The sequence below is a fragment of the Salinimonas marina genome, from assembly GCF_015644725.1.
GTDB lineage: Bacteria > Pseudomonadota > Gammaproteobacteria > Enterobacterales > Alteromonadaceae > Alteromonas.
In genome coordinates this window covers 1,939,697-1,961,108 of record NZ_CP064795.1, presented here as the reverse complement: position 1 = coordinate 1,961,108, position 21,412 = coordinate 1,939,697, and the positions used below count along the sequence as shown (strand labels likewise).

Annotated in this window: 15 protein-coding genes; 10 read left to right on the top strand and 5 right to left on the bottom strand. The window is 51.4% G+C overall.

Features of this window, described 5'->3' with window-relative positions; genetic code table 11:
- Nucleotides 1–176 precede the first annotated feature (176 nt).
- The 3 genes from IT774_RS08620 to IT774_RS17870 all read left to right on the top strand — a co-directional run bounded on the left by IT774_RS08620 (nt 177) and on the right by IT774_RS17870 (nt 4,130).
- Nucleotides 177–467, top strand: a complete 291-nt coding sequence (locus IT774_RS08620) for a hypothetical protein (protein WP_332308891.1) — start codon at nt 177–179, stop codon at nt 465–467.
- A 649-nt stretch (nt 468–1,116) separates the two neighbouring features.
- The gene (locus IT774_RS08615; protein WP_332308829.1) at nt 1,117–3,963 is read left to right on the top strand and encodes a TonB-dependent receptor; all 2,847 of its coding nucleotides are present in this window, start codon (nt 1,117–1,119) and stop codon (nt 3,961–3,963) included.
- A 2-nt stretch (nt 3,964–3,965) separates the two neighbouring features.
- Complete coding sequence (locus IT774_RS17870; RefSeq protein WP_332308828.1) at nt 3,966–4,130, top strand: hypothetical protein; 165 nt, start codon at nt 3,966–3,968, stop codon at nt 4,128–4,130.
- A 99-nt stretch (nt 4,131–4,229) separates the two neighbouring features.
- Here the strand turns inward: IT774_RS17870 and IT774_RS08610 are convergent, their stop codons facing one another.
- From IT774_RS08610 to hutI, 4 genes are all read right to left on the bottom strand, one after another.
- On the bottom strand, nt 4,230–7,085 hold the full coding sequence (locus IT774_RS08610; RefSeq protein WP_218958911.1) for a glycoside hydrolase family 16 protein: 2,856 nt from the start codon (nt 7,083–7,085) through the stop codon (nt 4,230–4,232).
- Entirely contained in the window at nt 7,082–7,741 is a 660-nt protein-coding gene (locus IT774_RS08605) for a PEP-CTERM sorting domain-containing protein (RefSeq protein WP_195809437.1), read from the bottom strand. The genes IT774_RS08610 and IT774_RS08605 overlap by 4 nt, the downstream gene beginning before the upstream one ends.
- Before the next feature lie 172 nt (nt 7,742–7,913).
- Entirely contained in the window at nt 7,914–8,894 is a 981-nt protein-coding gene (gene hutG / locus IT774_RS08600) for a formimidoylglutamase (protein WP_195809436.1), read from the bottom strand.
- Nucleotides 8,881–10,089 carry an imidazolonepropionase gene (gene hutI / locus IT774_RS08595; protein WP_195809435.1) on the bottom strand — a complete coding sequence of 403 codons (1,209 nt, stop codon included), beginning with the start codon at nt 10,087–10,089 and terminating at the stop codon, nt 8,881–8,883. The genes hutG and hutI overlap by 14 nt, the downstream gene beginning before the upstream one ends.
- A 100-nt stretch (nt 10,090–10,189) precedes the next feature.
- Here hutI and IT774_RS08590 point away from each other — a divergent pair, with 100 nt between their 5' ends.
- From IT774_RS08590 to IT774_RS08565, 6 genes are all read left to right on the top strand, one after another.
- Nucleotides 10,190–10,909 carry a UTRA domain-containing protein gene (locus IT774_RS08590; RefSeq protein WP_195809434.1) on the top strand — a complete coding sequence of 240 codons (720 nt, stop codon included), beginning with the start codon at nt 10,190–10,192 and terminating at the stop codon, nt 10,907–10,909.
- Complete coding sequence (gene hutU / locus IT774_RS08585) at nt 10,906–12,576, top strand: urocanate hydratase (protein ID WP_195809433.1); 1,671 nt, start codon at nt 10,906–10,908, stop codon at nt 12,574–12,576. Before IT774_RS08590 ends, hutU begins: the two co-directional genes overlap by 4 nt.
- Nucleotides 12,576–14,114, top strand: coding sequence for a histidine ammonia-lyase (hutH, locus tag IT774_RS08580; RefSeq protein ID WP_195809432.1), 1,539 nt, complete (start codon nt 12,576–12,578; stop codon nt 14,112–14,114). The genes hutU and hutH overlap by 1 nt, the downstream gene beginning before the upstream one ends.
- A gap of 67 nt (nt 14,115–14,181) precedes the next feature.
- A complete protein-coding gene (locus tag IT774_RS08575) occupies nt 14,182–14,721 on the top strand; it encodes an RNA methyltransferase (RefSeq protein ID WP_195809431.1) in 540 nt (179 codons plus the stop codon).
- 746 nt (nt 14,722–15,467) lie between these two features.
- A complete protein-coding gene (locus tag IT774_RS08570) occupies nt 15,468–16,301 on the top strand; it encodes a PEP-CTERM/exosortase system-associated acyltransferase (RefSeq protein ID WP_195809430.1) in 834 nt (277 codons plus the stop codon).
- Between the two features lie 95 nt (nt 16,302–16,396).
- Complete coding sequence (locus IT774_RS08565) at nt 16,397–18,313, top strand: alpha-amylase family glycosyl hydrolase (protein ID WP_195809429.1); 1,917 nt, start codon at nt 16,397–16,399, stop codon at nt 18,311–18,313.
- A gap of 103 nt (nt 18,314–18,416) precedes the next feature.
- Here the strand turns inward: IT774_RS08565 and IT774_RS08560 are convergent, their stop codons facing one another.
- Nucleotides 18,417–19,022 (bottom strand): hypothetical protein, encoded by a 606-nt coding sequence (locus tag IT774_RS08560; protein ID WP_195809428.1) that lies wholly within the window; start codon nt 19,020–19,022, stop codon nt 18,417–18,419.
- 477 nt (nt 19,023–19,499) lie between these two features.
- Between IT774_RS08560 and IT774_RS08555 the strand changes: the two genes are divergently transcribed.
- Nucleotides 19,500–21,389 (top strand): glycoside hydrolase family 13 protein, encoded by a 1,890-nt coding sequence (locus IT774_RS08555; RefSeq protein ID WP_195809427.1) that lies wholly within the window; start codon nt 19,500–19,502, stop codon nt 21,387–21,389.
- The last annotated feature ends 23 nt before the right edge of the window (nt 21,390–21,412 follow it).

Sequence of the window (21,412 nt, the reverse complement as noted above, 5' to 3'; positions counted from 1 at the left end):
TATGTTTCTGATACGGCCGTCTATTGCTATTAAAAAGATTAGTTGGGTAAAAAGTCGCATGACATGAAAGGACGAGTGACGGCGTGATAACAACAAGGAATGGGGTTCAGTGAAGGCATTCAAATTTGATATGGTGACAGCCTTGCTGGTCACTTCGGGTATGGCGACGGCTCCCCCTGGCGGATATTGCCGCCATTGATGAGAACCCGGCAAAAACCATCAATCTGGACGATACCATCGGCGATCTTTGTCGACTGAAACCTAAGGCGTCGGTGTGTCAGGAGCAAAGTCCACAGAACCGTATTATCGAGGTGTACCAAAGCTATGAGCCTGTGTCATTGCCCGCCAAAGTGCAGGCACTGACACCGCAAATTCGGAACACGGATACCTTTAACCGGGGATACGCTCCCCATCATTTTAGTGTCCCCGAAGAAAGCTATACCAGCGGCGCTGACTCTGTGGATTGACCTATAAAAATACGCCAGATTAATCTGGGCAACCCCCAATACTGCCACAGCCAAAATTGTCACCACCAATCCGGCCAACCGACTTGCCACCAGTAGCAATAATCTGGTGATTGACTAGCCCGCCGGGGACTATGAATTTCGCATTTACGGCCCCGACGGCAATGAGCCATTTATTGTCATCACTGAAATGTATTTGCTAGTGGATACATAGAACTTAATTTAAATTAAACCTAATAAATAAAGCCTCTTCATAACGCCGATAATGAGTCGGATTAATAAAGGGGCTTTTTTATTAAGAGTCACCTATGAAAATCTAGTGTCTTGGTATTTAAAGTTCAAATGATAGTCTTTAAGTGTGATTCACAAACAGCCGCTATTTGTCTTAATTTTAAACGCTGTCAGAGCTTGTCAATAATTTTTTAAAATATTGAATCTTAATAATTATTCAACGGAATCGTGAGGTGATTATATAGTAAACAGCCTATATGCAGCCTGTCTTTAAAATATGTTTATTCGACGAAGAGGTGGAACTTCTCATTGAATTTAAATCCATCCCCTGCTTAATATCGACGGCACTTCATTACTCTTATGTAATAAAGATAAAAAAATAATTACATATGTTGAATAGACATCTTCCAGGGGAGATAACATGTTAAGAAAAAGCCTGATCGCGCTGGCGATAGGAACCTCGTTGGGCGTAACTGCCCCCGTTATGGCGGCTGGCGGTAGCACCTCAAGCATCTATGGTACGGTGGAGTCACAAGGTGGTGGTGAGCTGACGGTAACCGCAAAAAATCCTGAGACCGGCTTCAGTCGCACGGTATCCGTAAACGATGATGGTACATATCGTTTAGCCAAACTGGATACCGGCACCTATGAGATTGTCATCAAACGTGGCGACTCAGTCGTAGCCGAAGACACCCTTCGGGTGTCACTGGGCTCTAATCGCCAGGCCGACTTTAACGTCGCGGCGATGAATGCAGAGCGCATTGAAGTCACCGGAGCCCGTATTTCGGCTATCGATTTATCATCCACCGACTCAGGCCTTATTTTAGGTGAAGCAGAAATTGACCGTATGCCTATTGCCCGTAACATCACCGCCGTCGCCTTATTGGCACCAGGCGTGGTGCAAGGCGACTCAGGCTTTGGCAACGTCGCTTCCTTTGGTGGCGCTTCTGTAGCTGAAAATGCATGTTATATCAATGGTCTGGAAGTGACAGATACCCGTCAGGGTCTAGGTTGTGGCGCCGTACCCTTTGAAATGTACAAAGAGTTCCAGGTTAAAACCGGTGGCTTCTCTGCCGAATATGGTCGTGCCACAGGTGGCCTTATTAATGCCGTTACAAAAAGCGGTACCAATGAATGGCGCTTTGATGTTACGGCCAACTGGGAACCGTCTGCATTACAGGAAGAAGGTACCTTTGACCGTGGCCGCGGTGGTACCGGTAAGATTTTCCGTGACAATCGTCTGGACGAAAAAGACGAATGGGATTACAGCATTTCCGCCGCTGGCCCCATCATTGAAGACAAACTGTTTTTCTATGCCCTGGTTAACCCACGCTCGTTGTCCAGAGACTTTTCTTATGTCTCAGGTTCCGACGAATATACTGCCACTGACCAATTCCGTACCCGGGAGTCCGATGGCACCGATAATTTGTTCTGGGGCGCGAAAGTTGACTGGGACATCATTGAAGGTCACCGTTTAAGCTACTTTGCCTATTCGGACCAGAATGATGCCACCGAAGATGTGTTTGAGTACGATCCTGAAACTCAGACTATCGGCGATTACAGCGGTTCGTTTTTAAGAAAGCGGGGCGGTGAAGCACAGAGTCTGACCTACACTGGTTACCTGACGGACAATCTGTCGGTGTCAGCGATGTGGGGTGAGATTGAAACCCAGTACGAGACCGCGCCAACTAATCTGGATTGCCCCACCATCGCTGATGAACGTGATGGCGGTGATGCGCCTCAGTGTGGCCCCGGCGGCTCGTTTGGCGATAACTTTGATGAGAATACCCAATATCGTCTAGACATTGAATATTACTGGGGCAACCATCTGATCTCGGCCGGTATCGATAAACAGGACCGGGCGACTACTCGTATCACCAAGCCGGTGGGCGGGCATTCGTATCGGTATTTTACCCTGGAGTCTGGCTCTACCATTCAGGGCGACAATGGTGAGCTGTATACCAACACCAGCAACAGCGCCCAGGACCTGGTATCCGACCGAATCTTCGACGGCGGCGGCTCCTTTGAGTCTAACCTGACCGCGTATTACTTAGAAGATAAGTGGCAGGTGACCAATAACCTGATGCTTAGTATCGGTATTCGTAAAGATATGTTTGAAGGTGACGGTACCACCGGCAAGCAATTGTTCGATTTTGATACCGATATTGCCCCTCGTCTTGGCTTTACCTGGGATGTGTTGGGTAATGGTGAATCAAAACTGTATGGTAATTACGGTCGTTATTATCTGCCGATTGCTAACAACACGATTTACCGTGCGGCCTCTGGCGTAAGTGATACGACGACTTACTTCACGTTCGATGATATTGATTCTGTCTCTGGGGCTCCCATCGGTATTGATCCGGTTAATGGCACGGTAGAAAACTCGCAGACCACGTCATCTGTATCAGCAGTCCCAACTAAGGAAACATTCCAGGCCCAGGAAGCCGATCCCTTCGCCCGTGATGAATTTATCCTCGGTTATCAGTTTACCGTAAATGACTCACTGACTGCCGAAGTCACCGGGACCTATCGGGAAGTGACCAGTGCGCTGGATGATTATTGCGGGATTTATGCTTACCCTTATTGTGTGATGCTGAATCCGGGCGAAGATATGAGCTGGTTCAAAGATGGCTATTACTGGGATGGCGAAGCACTGGACGAGTCTAAACTTGATATGTTTGATGGCGAAGCCGATGAAGGTTCGTTAACCACCCATTCAGCCGAGACCCTGCAGTTACCAGAAGGTAAAAATGAATATACATCGGTTCAGCTGAAGCTGAATTATGTAGAAGAAAATTACCGTCTGAATTTCCAGTACACCTGGGCGCGTAGTGTGGGTAACTTTGAAGGGGCGGTGAAATCTGATATTGACCAGGCCGATGCCGGTATTACTCAGGACTTCGACTTCCCGGCGCTGATGGATGGCGCGGATGGCTACCAGCCTAATGACCGTCGTCATACCTTCAAACTGTATGGTTCTTACAATGTGTCGGACAACCTGGTGGTGGGCTTTAACTCCTCGCTGCAAAGCGGACGGCCGCTGACGGCGTTTGGTCAAAGCTATCCCAGCACCGATCCTAATGTCTATGGCAGCTACGGGGATACCTATTACATTCGTACCGGCTGTTCGGTGGAGCTGACCGGGGATGATGTCTGTGCCCAGTCTGATAAAGAGTTCCGTTACAGCCCACGTGGTACCGCGGGTCGTACCCCCTGGACTTTCAACCTGGATGTTTCCGCAGCATACAACTTCTCCTACGAGGGGTAGATATGCGCATGGCGGTGAATGTATTTAACCTGTTGAACACCCAGGAAGAAACGGCCACCAACGAGCACTATGAAATAGAAGAAGGCACGGTGAACCAGTATTACGGTGCAGCTTACTCATGGCAGGCGCCGCGTTCTGTACGCTTGTCTTTTGAGGCGCGTTACTAATTGCGCTAGCAAGTGTCTGAAAGCAGCCCGCAGGAGTTTCCCGGCAGGCTGCGACAGCAAAAAATAATCAGGCAGGGTGCAACACTCTGCCTTTTTTTATTAGTAAAGCCTGATGTTATCCAGCTGTATCACCGCCCCGGTGGCCTGGCCCCAGGCCGGAAACACCAGGATCTTATTTACCTTTCTTAAATTCAATCCGGCAGCCTGTAATTGCGAGGTAGTAAGGCTGTATGTGCGCCATTGCCCCGCGACATCTGCATGTTGCTCTGCAGTCGCATCAGCCCGTAGTTGGGCAAAACTGCCATCAGCGGCTTCAACCTTAATAAACACCGGCGCGGCCGGGTCATCAGGAAGCTGGGCAAGCTTCATCTCAAACTGCAGGATGCCCTGATACAGATTACTGACATCGTGGGGGCTAGATGCACTTAATCCGGCCACCGTCGGCGCAGGGCCAAAGTAATCCAGCTGAATGAGTTGATTCTGGTCTTGTGTGAGCCGTTCGGCGCGGGCATTACCGCAACAATCATACAGGCTCCAGTGCTCAGCAAGGGTGTCTTCAAAGACGGTTAAGGCACCTTCAACCGCGATATCTGCAACAGGATCGTTGGCACTATTACCATCGCTGGTAAGCCTGACATTGTCGACCTGAAATACTACATCCTGCTGGTTGCCCCAGTCGGGGAAAATCACCAACGGGGTGTCTACCCGGGTCAGGTCCAGGCTGGAGCCGGGATGGCTGATAAGCTCATTCAGCGCAATTTTATAAGTCTGCCATTCTCCGGTAGCCGGCGCTTCGATTGGATAGTCGCCGGAGCCACACGGATGCCCGCAGTCCATTTTGATAACCATGTTGCCGCTGGGTCTGGGATCGGCCACCATGTGCAAATCAAACTTCAGCAGATCAAAGGTGCTGAGGTCTAGCTTCACCGGGCTTTGGGTGGTGTCTGGCAAGGTCTGAAAGTAGGCCACCGCCTCATTGGTATTAAAGGTAAATTGCTTTACTACATCGTGGGCGCTATCGACACTTAGCACATCTTCTATTACCACGTCGCCACTGGCGGTATACTTACCGGTAAGAAAGGGCGCTGCATCCGCATTTTCAAACACATGGATGGTATCGCGGTCCGAGGTGGTGAATTCATAGCGAATGTTGTCCAGTTCTATAAGCATCGGACCGGTGGGCTCAAAGACGGCCGGGTTGTTGATGGCTTCAATACTCGCGAAATTACCCGGGGCAAAGCGGTTACCGCTCGCCAACAGGGTATTGATATCTAATTGCATTGTGTGCCACTCACCCGGGGCGGGTAAATTGATCTCGGTATCGCTGACGGCCGGCCAGCCGCTATCAAGCTTTACCAATAAAGCATGGTCAGCCGGGTTTTCGATGACCCTGATATCGAACACCAGCGAGCCAAGCCCACCGTAAGTCGAAAAATCCAGGGGCTGGGGCGCGGCCAGAAACAGATTACCCACCGAGCCACTTTGCCAAAGACGTAGCCGGGTGTTGGTTGCGGCTACCGGCTGGCTGATGGTCATGCTACCCTCGGGGTTGTAGCTTTCAATGGCCAGCGCGTTATCGGGCTGGTCAGAATACAATGAAAATGCCGGGCCCGGAATCTGTGTCTGAGGCGTGATGTCAGGTGCACTGTGCCCCGGCACCTGTTCGGCATTGGCATCAATGGTAGCGCAGCCCTGGCCGGTGGCAGGATTGATACTGCATTCGTAAACCCGCACATAGTCCACTTCCATAGTTTGCGGGAACGCCTGCTCATCAATGCCTTTAGCATTGGTGTTGGCTGCCCACGAGCCGCCTACCGCTAAGTTCAGAATCATATGAAAACGTTCATCAAAAGGGGCGGCCTCTGGGGCGTTCTGCCATTGACCACTTTGATCCTGATACTGACTGTACCAGCCATCACTGGTCTGGGTGGCAAAATGTACATCATCCACATACCAGCGAATTTCGCCTTCTTCCCATTCTATGGCGTATTCATGAAAACCATCTGCCGGATTCAGTCCTTCAGGTAGCCGATAGTCTGCACCTGAGTGCACATTGCCAGGCCACTGTCGACCATAATGCAGCGTGCCATATACACGGTTTTCCGGCGTACCCTGGGCCTGGGGATCATCAGAAGGTGCTTTTAGATTCACCGCCTCCATGATGTCAATTTCACCCGACGCCGCCCAGGTGCCGTATTTATTATCAGAAGGCAACATCCAGATAGCCGGCCAGGTGCCCTGGCCCTCAGGCATTTTTGCTCTTATCTCAAAGCGGCCATAGGTCCAGTCACCTTTATTAAGCGTGCGCAGACGCGCTGAAGTGTAGGGCAAAGTGGTGGTACTGGAGGGATCAGAATTGGGGTTGTCAGCACCGGTGAAATCCTCGCGCTGCGCAGTGATGACAAGAATGCCATCGTTAATATGGGCGTTTTGCGAACGATCCGTGTAACACTGCTGTTCGTTGTTACCGCCGCCCCAGCAATTTTGCTCAAAACTCCATTTGCTCCCATCAATATTGTCCTGGTCGAACTCATCCTGCCACACCAGCTGCCAGTTGCTACCCGTGTCTTGCAGCAGGGTCGCATCAAACTGCAGGCGCTGACGTTTCAGGGCAAAACGAACCGGCACCGCAATGCTTTGTTGGGGGGCGATTTGGCGGTGGTTGATATCAATGTAGGTCATCGCCTCGGTACTGTCGCTGTTACCATTTAAAACAGTATGGGAAGTACGGCCTATGCCCAGCATTAGTGGACCTTCGATGGGGGTGTTGCTGGTATTTTTTATGGTTACCCGTACCACCAGTTCGTTGTTTCTACGGTCGTATATTGCGCGGCTTTTGGTGGTGGAGATATTATCTGCTACGGTATTCCAGCTTTGTGGGGTGGCCGTTGCCGTTACGGGTAAGCTGCACGCCAGACTGCTTAACACCAATAATATGCCAGTAGATGACTTCATGCGTTACCTCCGGTATGACAACGCCGTGAAAAACCACCGGCCAGCAACCCTAATAACAGCAGTGCCGCCGTGGCGGGGGCCGGAATACTGGCTTGCGCGATCGACAAAGTGTTGACCGTGATAAAGGCCGGGGCGCCATCAAAATTACTGAACATCTGCAGTTCCAGACTCAGTCCGGTGTTATTGGCGAAGATGTTTGCCAGTTCGATACTGCCCTGGTAACGCTGGGTACCATCAATATCCGGCATTCCGAAAAAACTCCCGACTTCACCCTGGGCGTTAAACAGATTACCGCTGCCGTCACCCAAGCCCAGGGCAAAATAATCGGTGCTGCCAGGGGCCTGTCCGGTAAGAACACTATCCACTGTAAAATCGTACGAGAACACAAAGGGCGCGGTGGTGGTGGTAGTAAAATCGATATCCTGATACATCAGGTTAATAAAGCTCGGTGAATTATCAATCGCAAGAGCGGCGCTGCAGCCTTGCGGGGTTTCGACAATAGAAAACTGCTCGTCGATGGTGCCGCCGCCTACCGTTTCGGTAGTCCAGCCACCAAAATCACATTGGGAAAAATCACCGTTGACGATAGGCGCGGCCATAGTATGGGTGCCCGCCAGCAGCAGGCTGGCACCCAGTAGCTGATTAATTTTGTACATGTGTATTCCTTTATATGGTAGCGCTTACATTGATTGGTGTAGTACCCCGCAATCCGCTGCTACAAATGAGTGTTGGCGCTTTTGCAAAGCGATTTAATAGTTCCGTCTACCTACTGCCCGAATGATAGCGCTTACAACTTAATCAAAATCAGCACATTAAAGCAACAATATATTAACGTTTTACGCAAGGATTAATAAACAGAGCACTGGCCAGTTCAAAGCCGATACGACTCGCCAGCCGGGCGGTTTTTAACTGCTCATCATAAATTGGGTTGAGCTCGGCAATATCGGCCAGTTTCCAGGTTACTGAGGCCTGCTCGGCAGCATGCCCAAGCCAGTTGATCAGTTTAATTACCGGTAACGGGTCGATCCCGAGCGCTGCCGGCGCACTGACCCCGGGGGCGGCGCTGGCCGCAAAGGCGTCCATACAAACCGTGACATACAGGGTGTCAATGTATTGTAAAAAAGGGCTTAGCAGCGCTTGGGCATTGGCTAAGGTAAAATCGATATCTGGCAGAATGTGAACATTATTTTGCTTCGCATAATCGTATAATGCGGGCGTATTGGCGGCTTGGGAGGCGCCTAAACAGGCATAATGAAAATCACGGTCCTGGGCCTCACACCATTGCGCAATTTGCCGAAACGGCGTTCCCGACGAGCCGCCTTTGGCCGGCGATCTTAAGTCAAGATGCGCATCAATATTGATTATTCCAATTACCGAGTCTGAGGGCAGGGAATCGGCTAAGGCTAAATAACTGCCTAACGCAATATCATGGCCGCCACCTAAAGCCAGCACAGCAGCATGGCTGGATAACAGCGTGGCCAGGCGCTGCCGGTAATAGTGCTGGGTCTGCGCCAGGGTTGCTTGCAAATGCGTATCGCCGGCATCCACCAACTGTCCATTAATATCCCACGGCAGGTTTGCCAGCATTTTGCGCAGCGCATTGGGACCTGCAGCCGCGCCCACCCGGCCGTGGTTGAGCGCCACGCCCAGGTCACAGGGGTAGCCCAATAGCGCCAGTGCCGGTAACATTTGCGGGGTCGGATGCAAATGAGTCAGTTGCTCAGGCTGGTTAACCACCTGATGCCAGCGCAAAGCCCGGTGACCCTCATCGGCATCACTGCGACCCTGCCACAAACTAGCCATCGACATACTGTCCTCCTACCCAACGACACGTGGGTCTGAAACCATTGATTTCATAAATAAGATCAGCCGGCTCCCGAATATCCCACAAACACACATCGGCATCCATCCCGGCGCGCAAGCGGCCTTTATTTGACAGTTGAAGTGCCTGCGCCGCATGGCTGGTGATGCCAAGTAACGCTTCTTCACAGGTTAAACCAAATTCGAGGCAGGCCATAGTGGCGCAGGTAAGCAGTGAGCAGATGGGGGAGGTGCCGGGGTTATGATCGCTGGCCACCGCCATCGGCACCTGGTGTTGTCGCAGGGCGGCAACCGGCGGCTTCTTCGACTCTCTTAAATAATAAAATGCGCCGGGTAGCAGCACGGCCACGCACCCGGCCTTCGCTAGCATAGGGATATCGTCGGCGGCCAGGTACTCAATGTGATCAACACTGCAGGCCTGGTATTGCGCGGCGAGCACTGCCCCCTTGCTGTCAGATAGCTGTTCAGCATGAAGCTTAATGGCCAGGCCGGCCTGTTGTGCAGCCGCAAAGACCCGTTCGGCCTGGGCCCGGGTAAAGCCTACGGTTTCACAAAATACATCGACGGCAGTGGCGTGCTTGCCCGCAGCAATGGTGGGGATCATGGTGTGGCAGACAAAGTCAATATAGCCATCGGCATCATCTTCAAACTCAGGCGGCAGGGTATGAGCACCCAGGTAGGTGCGCGACACATTAACCGGCAACTGGGATCCAAGCCTGGCCGCGACCTCGAGCATGGTTAGCTCGGTTTGCTGATCCAGCCCATAACCGGATTTTATCTCAAGTGTGGTAACCCCTTCTTCGATAAGGCGCCGGCCCCGACGCAGACTGTGCTGCAATAATTCTTCAGCCCCGGCATTGCGGGTATCGCGTACGGTCTTTTGAATACCGCCGCCGGCCCGGGCAATGTCCTGATAACTGGTTCCTGACAACCGCTGACGAAACTCATCGGCGCGGCTGCCGCCGTACACCAGATGAGTATGGCAATCAATAAATCCGGGCAGCGCCCACCTATTGGTACCATCAATATGATGATCCGGCACTGGCGGCGGCGCTGGCGGTGAGCCCACCGCCAGAATTTTATCATCCTGTATCCATAGCTGAGTCTGACGCTCGATGCCATTGTCAGTCTGGCAGGGATCCATGCTCATCACATTGACATTGTCGATAAGAGTTACGGCCATGCAGTTTGCTCCTGTGAAGTTTACTCTGCGCGGACAGATGCTACTTGTATATACAAGTTCATTTCGCTAAAGTAACATAAAATTAACATAAGGGCCACGCATGCAACCACGGTTTGTAGAGATAAAACAGGCGCTGCTGCATCAGATAGAGACTGGGCAGTTGCGGCCGGGCGATAAAATTGCCTCTGAAAACCAATTGGCCGGGGTGCACCAGGTGAGCCGTATGACCGCACGCCGGGCGCTTACTGAGCTGGTGGATGAAGGCATTCTGGCACGGGCGCAGGGGGCAGGAACTTTTGTCAGCGACCAGCGGCCCATGAGTTCGCTGCTTACCATCACCGGCATAAAAGAGGAAATTGAAGCTCGCCATCAGCACTACCGTCTGCAGGTTCTGGCTCATGAGGCCCGGCCCGCAACCAGTGCAATAGCCGGGTTTCTGGGGCTGAGCACGCCGCAATCCTTGTATTATTGTCAATTAGTGCACTGGCAGAATCATCAGCCAGTACAGCTGGAGACACGATGGGTTAATCCCGATTTGGCTCCGGACTTTTTACAGCAGCAGCTGCAATCGCACTCGGTGAATGCGTACTTATCCCGGGTAGCACCGCTTACCGAAGCTGATCATAGTGTGGAAGCGCATCTGGCTGATGCCCCCACCGCACAGCTGCTTGATATCGAGCCTGGCGAGGCCTGTCTTACTATCCACCGGCGCACATTCTGCCGGCAGGGCATCGTCAGTATTGCTACCTTAACTCATCCAGGCGCCCGGTATCGGCTGGGTAGTCACCTTAACTTTAGCGACGCACAGGAGGCCCTATGAGCCGTTATCAACCAGAACGCTCCATCAAAGCTGCTACCGGCACCACGCTTACGGCAAAAAGCTGGCAATGCGAAGCAATACTGCGCATGCTTATGAATAATCTGGATCCGCAGGTAGCGGAACACCCCGATGAGCTGGTGGTTTATGGGGGCATTGGCAGGGCCGCCCGGGACTGGGAGTCATTCGACAAAATTGTGGAGGTATTGCAGCGCCTTGAAGATACCGAAACCTTGTTGATTCAGTCGGGAAAACCGGTGGGGGTGTTTCCAACTCATGCCAATGCGCCGCGGGTGCTGATTGCCAACTCCAACCTGGTGCCCCGGTGGGCGACCTGGGAGCATTTTAATGAACTGGATCGTAAAGGACTGATGATGTACGGCCAGATGACCGCCGGATCGTGGATTTATATAGGCTCTCAGGGCATCGTACAAGGCACCTATGAAACCTTTGTGAGCGTGGCCCGAACCCATTTTAATGGCAATAGTCGGGGGCGCTGGATTCTGACCGGCGGGCTCGGGGGTATGGGCGGCGCTCAGCCACTCGCCGCTACAATGGCAGGGTTTTCGATGATAGCCGTGGAGGTTGATGAAAGTCGCATTGATTTTCGGCTGGCCAGTGGCTATCTGGACCAAAAAGCCCATAACTGGGAACAGGCGCAGGAAATGCTCAATGCGGCGCTGCGTAATAATCAGCCCGTTTCTATCGGCTTACTGGGCAATGCCGCCGAAGTGTATCAACAAATTCTTGAAAATAGAGTCACCCCCGATGTGGTGACCGATCAAACCAGTGCTCATGATCCGCTAAATGGCTATGTGCCAAAAGGCTGGAGTCTGGAAAAAACCAAAGCATTACGAAAAACAGAGCCTGATGCAGTGGTAAAGGCCGCCAGGGAGTCGATGGCAGACCAGGTCAGAGCCATGTTAAAAATGCAAAGTAATGGCTCTGCCACCCTGGACTACGGCAATAATATCCGGCAAATGGCCATGGAAACCGGGGTAGATAATGCATTTGATTTTCCAGGGTTTGTGCCAGCGTATATCCGTCCTTTGTTTTGTCAGGGCATAGGTCCATTTCGCTGGGTAGCATTATCCGGGGATCCGCAGGATATTTATCACACTGATGCCAAAGTAAAACAACTGATCCCGGATGATACCCATTTGCATCAATGGCTGGATATGGCCCGGGAACGAATTCAGTTTCAGGGACTGCCCGCCCGTATTTGCTGGGTAGGGCTGGGCTTACGGCAAAAATTAGGACTGGCATTTAATCAAATGGTCAGGGATAAGATCCTCAGCGCGCCGATTGTCATCGGCCGCGATCATCTTGATTCGGGGTCGGTGGCATCGCCAAACCGCGAAACGGAAGCCATGCTGGATGGATCTGATGCGGTGTCTGACTGGCCGCTGCTAAACGCGATGCTGAATACCGCAGGTGGGGCCACCTGGGTAAGTCTGCACCATGGTGGGGGCGTGGGCATGGGCTTTAGTCAGCATGCCGGGATGGTGATTGTGTGTGACGGCAGCCACGAAGCCGATGAGCGCATCGCCCGGGTATTACATAACGATCCGGCCAGCGGCGTTATGCGACATGCTGATGCCGGCTATGACCTGGCCCGGCAATGCGCTCAGCAACATGGGCTGGACTTACCGATGCAGGAGCAAAAATAATGACGGCGCCGTTTATATTGTACCCCGGCCAGCTGACCCTGGATGATTGCCGCCAATGCCTGCGCCAGCACCGGCCGATTAAACTGGCCAGGGAGGCCCACCAGGCTATCGAGGCCTCTTGTGCACTGGTGCAAAAAGTGGTCGAGGAAGGCCGCACGGTCTATGGCATCAATACCGGCTTTGGGTTACTGGCCAATACCCGCATTGAAAAACAAGAGCTGGCGCTACTGCAAAAAAGTATTGTGCTGTCCCATGCCGCCGGTATTGGCGAGCTGATGAGTGAGTCGTGTGTACGGCTGTTGATGTTGCTTAAAATAAACTCGCTGGCACGGGGGTATTCGGGTATTCGACTGGACGTTATTGAAGCGCTCATCACCCTGTACAACACGCAAATCTGGCCTGCTATACCAGTCAAAGGCTCGGTGGGGGCCTCAGGCGATCTGGCGCCGCTGGCGCATATGAGCGTTGTGCTGTTAGGGGAAGGGGAGGTGCTAATTAACCAGCAGCGTAAACCCGCCCAGGAAGGCTTACAGGCCGCCGGTCTCGTCCCGATGACACTGGCCCCCAAAGAAGGCCTGGCGTTATTAAATGGCACCCAGGCTTCCACCGCTTTGGCGTTACAGGGGTTGTTTTTCACCGAAAGTGCTTATTTGAGTGCCCTGGGTATCGGCGCCCTAAGTGTGGACGCCGCGCTGGGTTCACGGGTTCCCTTTGATGGCCGCATTCATGAAGTTCGCGGTCATCAGGCGCAAAGCGATACAGCTTTGTTGTTTCGCGAATTACTGCAAGACTCAGCCATTGGGGATTCGCATCAGGACTGCCAGAAAGTTCAGGATCCCTATTCCTTGCGCTGTCAGCCGCAGGTGATGGGGGCGGTGTTACAGCAACTACGCTTTGCTGCCCAGACCCTGCAAACCGAGGCCAATGGGGTCTCTGACAACCCCCTGGTGTTTGCCGATGACGAGGTAATTTTGTCCGGGGGCAATTTTCACGCAGAAACTGTGGCGATGACCGCGGATAACCTGGCCATTGCTTTAAGCGAGATTGGCGCGCTGTCAGAACGGCGCATGGCATTGCTTATCGACAGCGGCTTAAGCGGGCTGCCCGCCTTCCTGGTTGATAATGGCGGGGTTAACAGCGGCTTTATGATTGCCCAGGTCACCGCCGCCGCACTGGCCAGTGAAAACAAAACGCTGGCGCATCCGGCATCAATTGACTCGTTGCCAACCTCGGCCAACCAGGAAGATCATGTCTCCATGGCCACGTTCGCGGGACGGCGGCTGGCAGATATATTTTCTAATGTCGCCGGTATTCTGGCAATTGAATGGCTGGCCGCCGCGCAGGGTATCGACTTTCGGGCGCCGCTTAAAACCAGCGCCCCGCTACAGCAAGTGCACGGGCTGTTACGAGACAATGTGCGCTTTTATGATAAAGACCGATATTTTGCGCCCGATATCGAAACCTCGGCCGCGTTGATCAGTCAGCAGCGGTTAGCAGACCTGGTGCGCGAGCTTACCACCACCAGCGTGTTGGATTGAGAATGGCATGACACGGGGCGCTAAGTCTGGCATACTCTGGCGCCCTTAATTTGAGCATAAAATCGCCATGTCCTGTTCTCAGCCACTGTCGCTACCGTCTGTTTATAGCATAGGTTTGTGTAATCCCAAGTCAGCGGTCAATGTTGCTTCGGTGCTGCGCGCCGCCGGTTGCTATGGTGCCACCAGTGTTTTTTATACGGGCGAGCGTTATCGGCGGGCAAAAGAGTTTAATGCTGATACCAAGGCGATGCACAAGCTCATTCCTACGGTGGGGGTTGAGCAGCTCAGTGAGGTCATTCCCCAAAATGCCACCACAGTAGCGATAGAGTTAGTTGAAGGGGCACAGCCGCTGCCGGAATTTGAACATCCGGACAATGCCTTTTATGTATTCGGCCCAGAAGATGGCTCGCTATCACAGCAGGATTTGAGCTGGTGCGATAAAGTAGTGTATATACCTACCCGTGGCTGCATGAACCTGGCCGCTACGGTGAATGTGGTGTTATACGATCGAATGGCCAAATCTCAATACCGGTCAGGCGATGACCTGATTCGCGCCTCTCGGGATAAAAACAACCGTACCCGGGTGGGACAGGTGAACAATAAATAACCCGAAAACAATGCATGTCACCAAATGCAGACAGATATAAAAGTTAGATGAAATTCATATAGTTAGTGTCGTTTATCATCATCTTTCGCGGTTTTTTCAGGCTTATATAAAAATGGGTGAAGCCAAAATCATACACCTTGTGTCCCCGCCGTTGATAAAATCTCCATAGCCTAAATTCAAAGACCCCCGGGCCGGGACGCAAGCACTGTTTTTTCCGTTGTCCTTTAGTCTACTTCCAGGGTCAGAGCGACCGTGGATATTCTTGCTAATCTCCGTTGTTTTAGATTTTAAGTGCTATCGACGTCACCCCGTGTAAAGAATGTGATCTTGTTGTTTTTGCTGATACATTTTTTGCTGGTTCAGCAAAACCTGGGGTCTGACGCCGGAGCATTACGTGGTGCCAGACAGTATTGGTATAAAAAATACATCAAAGTGCTTTATACGTATAAAAGGCAACACTGGCACAATAGTTGATATACTCTGACAAAGAATAATTAATCCTCATTTTTTCAAAGAATTTCCAAAAGTTGCCTTAGAAATTGTTGAGCAAAAATGACACTGCCGTCAGGCATGACATTTTCTTAACCAGACTGACTCTGCCTGCGCTTTTTCCCGGCAGTCAAAGCAACCAAGGTAATTTGTAAGAGGAGATAATTATAACGATAAGTTCATAAACGGGAGTCATAGTGAAACGTCGCTTGCTAAATGCATTTAAAAGAGTACATAAAGTACCTGGAATCAAGCAGATGATTCGGCCTGTAGTTCGTCGTAAAATGAATAAAATCATTGATGCGGCTGCGGATCATTTTTTCGAACACTTTACGCTGGTTGTGGCAAACGAAGAACATGAACAACGTACCTGCTTTAAAACACGCCATCAGGTGTATTGCGAAGAAATGGGGTTTGAAGATACCCGCCCCAATAAAATGGAATTCGATGAGTTTGATGAATTTGCGCTAAGTTGCTATATCAAACACAAAGCCACCGGAGATTGTGCCGGAACCATTCGTCTGGTTATGCCACAACACCCTGGCCAGTTACTCCCCATCGAACAAAACTGCCCCAGCGCAATTCGGATGGATGAAAACAGCCCTCAACGCTATGCACGTCATTCAATTTGTGAAATCTCCCGTCTGGCTATTCCTAAGCGTTTTCGTCGCCGCCAGTCCGACAGCAATGTGTCTCCGGTCACCGGAAAATCACTGAACAACGGCTTCAAAAAAGACAAACCCGGTCGTAACTTTCCCTATTTATCACTGGCTTTATATTTTTTCGCCGCGAGTATCTGTGTGTTGCGAGACATCGAAAATGTCTATGTCATGATGGAGCCTCGTCTGGCCCGAAGCCTACGGATGCTGGGTATCAATTTTGAACAACTGGGTAACGAAATTGATTACCATGGTCAGCGTGCTGCCTATCAGTTGTCTCCGGTTGAGTTTATGCAACAGGTATCGCCGGCATTGCAACGTTTCCAACGTAAGATTATGACCGAGCTACAGGAAGTGCCGAATTTCGGAGCCATATTCCGTCATCAGCCGTCTATCCTGACCAAAATCAACGAAGAACAGCGCGCCGCCTAAGCACGCTGAATACGTATGCACATGCTAGGTTAACTTTCTTATAACAGGTATGCTTTTTGGTATCCGCTGAAAATCTCTGTTAGGAAAGTTAACGTATGCGCCCCATCTCTGCCTCAGGCCTTCGTTTCTCGCTCACCGCTGTTTGTACGCTTATACTAAGTGCCTGCAATGTCTCTGATACGCGTGAAACCATGCCCGCTACAGCCCCGATAACTCAGGCCCCATCCCAGACTCAGCAAAAGCCCGTGGTGTATCAGGTTTTTACACGCCTGTTTGGGAATACCAACAGTAATAATGTGCCCTGGGGATCTATAGAACAAAACGGCGTCGGTAAATTTGCTGACTTTTCTGATACCGCATTATCAGAAATCCGGCAGCTGGGGGTATCCCATATCTGGTTTACCGGTGTGCCTCATCATGTCACCACCACCGACTATACCGCCTATGGCATCAGTCTGGATGACCCCGATGTCATCAAAGGCCGGGCAGGCTCACCGTATGCGGTAAAAGATTATTATAATGTGGACCCGGATTTAGCACAGGATCCGGCCCGAAGAATGGCTGAGTTTGAAGCCCTCATTAAACGTACCCACGCCCACGGCATGAAAGTGATCATTGATATTGTGCCAAACCATGTCGCCCGGCATTACGAATCTGTCAATACACCAGCGGGCGTTCCTGCGTTGGGTAGCAATGATGACCCGGCTCAGCAATACCAGCGTGATAATCATTTTTACTATGTTCCGGGCACCTCATTTGCAGTGCCTGAGCATCCTGGAAACTTTCATCCGCTGGGCGGTGCCGCACATCCTCTGGCAGATGGTCAGTTTGATGAAACGCCGGCAAAATGGACCGGCAATGGCGCCCGCTCAGCTCAACCCAGCGCGAGTGACTGGTATGAGACCGTCAAGCTTAACTATGGTGTTAAACCTGATGGAAGTTTTGATTTTCCGGCACTGCCTGTGCACTTTGCCAACAAGCCTTATGCCAAACACTATGCTTTCTGGCAGAACCAGGATCTTCCCGATGCCTGGTATCGTATGCGCGAAATTGCGCTGTTCTGGTTAGATAAAGGCGTAGATGGTTTTCGTTTTGATATGGCTGAAATGGTACCGGTTGAATTCTGGTCGTTTTTGAACGCCTCCATCAAGCACCATAAACCCGATGCCTTTTTGCTGGCCGAAGTATATCAGCCTGAACGTTATCGGGATTACCTGCACCGCGGACTGATGGACTATCTGTACGATAAAGTCGGGTTTTACGATACCCTGAAACGGGTAATGCAGCAGCAAGACTCAGTAACGTCGTTGGATGACGTAGCGGCCCGGGTCAGCGATATTGAGTCATCCATGCTTCACTTTCTGGAAAACCACGATGAGCAACGAATTGCCAGTGAACCCTTTGCCGGTGATGCACAGAGGGGGAAGCCGGCGCTGGCGGTTTCAGCATTAAAAAGTGATGCCCCATACATGTTGTATTTTGGCCAGGAAGTAGGAGAAGATGGCAGCGAAGACATGGGATTTGGTGATCCATCGCGCACCAGTATCTTCGATTATGCCGGTGTTCCTGCTCATCAGCGTTGGATGAACGATGGCAAGTTTGATGGCGGACAGTTGACCGATGATGAACAGGCTTTACGCCGTTTTTATACCAACGTACTGAATCTGGCAGCTTATCATCCGGCCATGCAAGGCAAGATGCATAGCTTGCTAGCCAATCAGGCGGTCAAATCAGGTGAGGGTGACCAGGTATATAGCTTTGTGCGAAGTGACCCACACCAGGCGCTGCTGGTGCTCAGTAATTTTTCTGACTCTGAACAGCAGGTAAACCTGAATATTCCAATAAGTCATACCGGTTTGGCGGCCGGCACCGCGGTTACAGCATATTCGCTATTGAGCGGGACAACGATACCGTTAATGCAGCAGCATAACCGTATACAGGTTCAGGTAAATGTGGCGGCCACGGACGCGCAGATTATCGAGTTAACCGTTGCAGCTAACCACAGCGAGTAATGTATTAACAGATACAGGTGCAAGGTAATCTGATAACAAGGGCGCGTTTATCACGCGCTCTTGTTGCCAGCACTGATTGTCTACCCATACTGAGCGAAAGCGTTTAGCTCAGAACACTGGCTGACACCAGCATTCCGTTATTTTCATAGATATCCTCAAGCAGCGTACTCTGGGTGAGAAATTCAGTGGGCGCGCCGCCCACATCATAAAGCTTACTGAAGGTGACAGTAGCACGCTCTACTCTGACGACGATGTCGGAAACCCCGTGATCAAACTGGTCCAGATCCTCTACCGTTACCTTCGCCGGGCTAACGCCATAGGGCAGGGCAATATAGCGGGCGTGCGGCGCGATGTCGCATATCATAAGCACATCATTGCGCGCGCAGCCCTGGGACATGGCCATCAATCTGCCTTTACAGCGCTCATCGATGGGCATACTGACAAAATGACGGCCCATCATACGGGGCACTCCGCGAACTTCAGCCAACAGATAGCTTTCCTGAAAGTCGACGGGGGTGACCTGCTCTACAATCACCTCTGGGGAGAGCCCCTTATGACCTGAGGAGGATTCAACCTCGTGGGTCATTTTTTTGAGAATATCCAACGACACATTCCGACAATAGTGAGCCACCTGCAGGTAGCTGACCGGCGAACGCGGATGAAAGGCATTCAGTGCATTAGCCAGCCCTAAAATGGTTGGGTTAAGCATATATAAATCCTTGTGCTTATGGCTACACCGTGATTAAACATACAGCCGCACGTGCAGCACTCAAGAGTGTTTGGGTGTGTTCTGCCGCGGTTACTGCAGGGCCGCAGAGCCTCAGAAGCCTTGCCTGGTGGTCGTAATGTGCCATATTCAAAGGCCACTTGATAAGCGGTGGGAGTCCTTTACAGGGTTGGCAATAAGAGTTTCAGGCATATTCTGTATATTCCAGTGTAGAACAAAATTTCCAATAGCCAAGCTACATAAATGACGCTTTAGCAAAATTTTATTTTTGGACAGATCCCCAGCACCATCACTTTGTTTGCCGCTCATTATCAGATGGCTTTACGCCATTTTTCCGGGACTAAAAAGTGTTCTGAATACGTATGCAAGCCGGTGCTTAGCCGTACAGGCAAGAGCAACATTCTGTTAACCTTGCAGTGTCAGGTTGTAACGATAATTTTAATAATAGGGAAGAGCACCATGCAGGGCGTTTTGCGCACACTTGAACAAACCGGTAGGTTGATTGTTCTGGCTGGCTGGATGTCATTGAGCATGGCGGTAGCCGCCCCTGAGTCCGGTGCCAATAGCACCACAGTCGTCCCGCCCACCTGGTGGACGGGCATGCACAACGAACAACTGCAGTTAATGGTGCGCGGCGATAATATTGCCCATAGCCAGGTAACGGTAGACCACCCCTCGCTGAAAATAATTAACATTGCTTCTTTGGATAGCCCGAATTATTTATTTATCGATCTTGATTTGAGCGAGGCCGAACCAGACGAATTTTTATTCACTCTCACCAAGCAGGGCGTCACCACCGGCCAGTTCACCTACACGCTCAATAGCCGGAAGCCCGGCAATGACCGCGGGTTTGATCAGCAGGAGACCATCTATCTGGTAGCGCCTGACCGTTTTGCTAATGGCGATATGGATAATGATAGTATTGCCGGTCTTAGTGACAAGCATCAGCCAGACGCCCCCGGCGGCCGCCACGGTGGCGATATCCAGGGCATCCTCAACCATCTGGATTATTTGCAGCATATGGGCTTTACCCAAATCTGGTCGATGCCATTGCTGGAAAATGCCATGGACAGTTACTCCTATCATGGCTATGCCATTACCGATCATTACCGTATCGATCCACGGTACGGATCGAATTCGCTGTATCGCCGGTTAAGCCATGAGGCCGGCCAGCGTGATATGGGTATTATTATGGATGTGGTGCTCAATCATATCGGTTCCAAGCATCCGTGGATGGATGATTTGCCTGCTGCAGACTGGGTACATCACGGCGGGGAATTTTCGCCCACCACCCATCGACGGGAAGCCCTGCATGATATCCATGGGGTCGAGGCCGATAAAAAAGCCTTCAGCGATGGCTGGTTTGTTCCCACCATGCCAGATCTTAATCAGCAGAATCCGTTTCTGGCCACTTTTCTGATACAAAATGCCATATGGTGGGTTGAATACGCCGGACTAAGTGGCATTCGGGTGGATACCTACTCCTATTCAGATAAAGCATTTTTGAGTCGCTGGACCAAAGCCCTGATGAACCAATACCCGCAACTGAATATTGTCGGTGAAGAATGGACCACAAACCCGGTGATTACCTCGTACTGGCAGCAAGGCTCTCACCCGGCCGATGGTTATCAGTCATCGTTGCCCAGCGTCATGGATTTTCCACTGCAGCAGGCCCTGGTTAATGCATTAACCAATGAAGAAAGCTGGGGCAGTGGCCTGATTGAGCTCTACGGCATACTGGCCAGTGATGCCTTATATGGGGACCCGTATAATCTGGTGACCTTTACCGATAATCAGGATATGAGTCGAATTTTTACTCAGCTGGAGGAAAATTATGCGCTGAGGGATATGGCCATGACCTACCTTCTGACCAGCCGGGGGATCCCGCAGATTTTTTACGGTACCGAGGTGCTGATGGCTAACCCTGGTACTGACCAACACGGTATCATCCGCAGTGACTTTCCCGGCGGCTGGCCTCATCACCAGCAACATGCAGTGACCGGAGAAGGTCTGGATCCCCAACAGCAAAAGGCGCAGAATCGCCTGCGTACTTTGCTGGCATTTCGACAGCAGCATCCCGAGGCAGTCACCGGTAACTATTTGCATTATGTGCCCGAAGCGGGAATATATGTGTATTTCAGGCTAGACCCGCAAGGCATGCCGGTTATGATGGGGGGGCTGAATAAAAATGCTGATGTTAGCGAGCTACAGCTGGAACGTTTTTCGCCCCAGCTTTCCAGGATTACCCAGCTTACCCGCTTAAAAAGACAACAAGACCGTTGCTGCAACGGCCGCCTCACTGTCAGTGCCGGCGCAAAGTGCTACAGTATGGCTGCTGCAATAACGTAGTAAAATTCAACGATAACGATAAT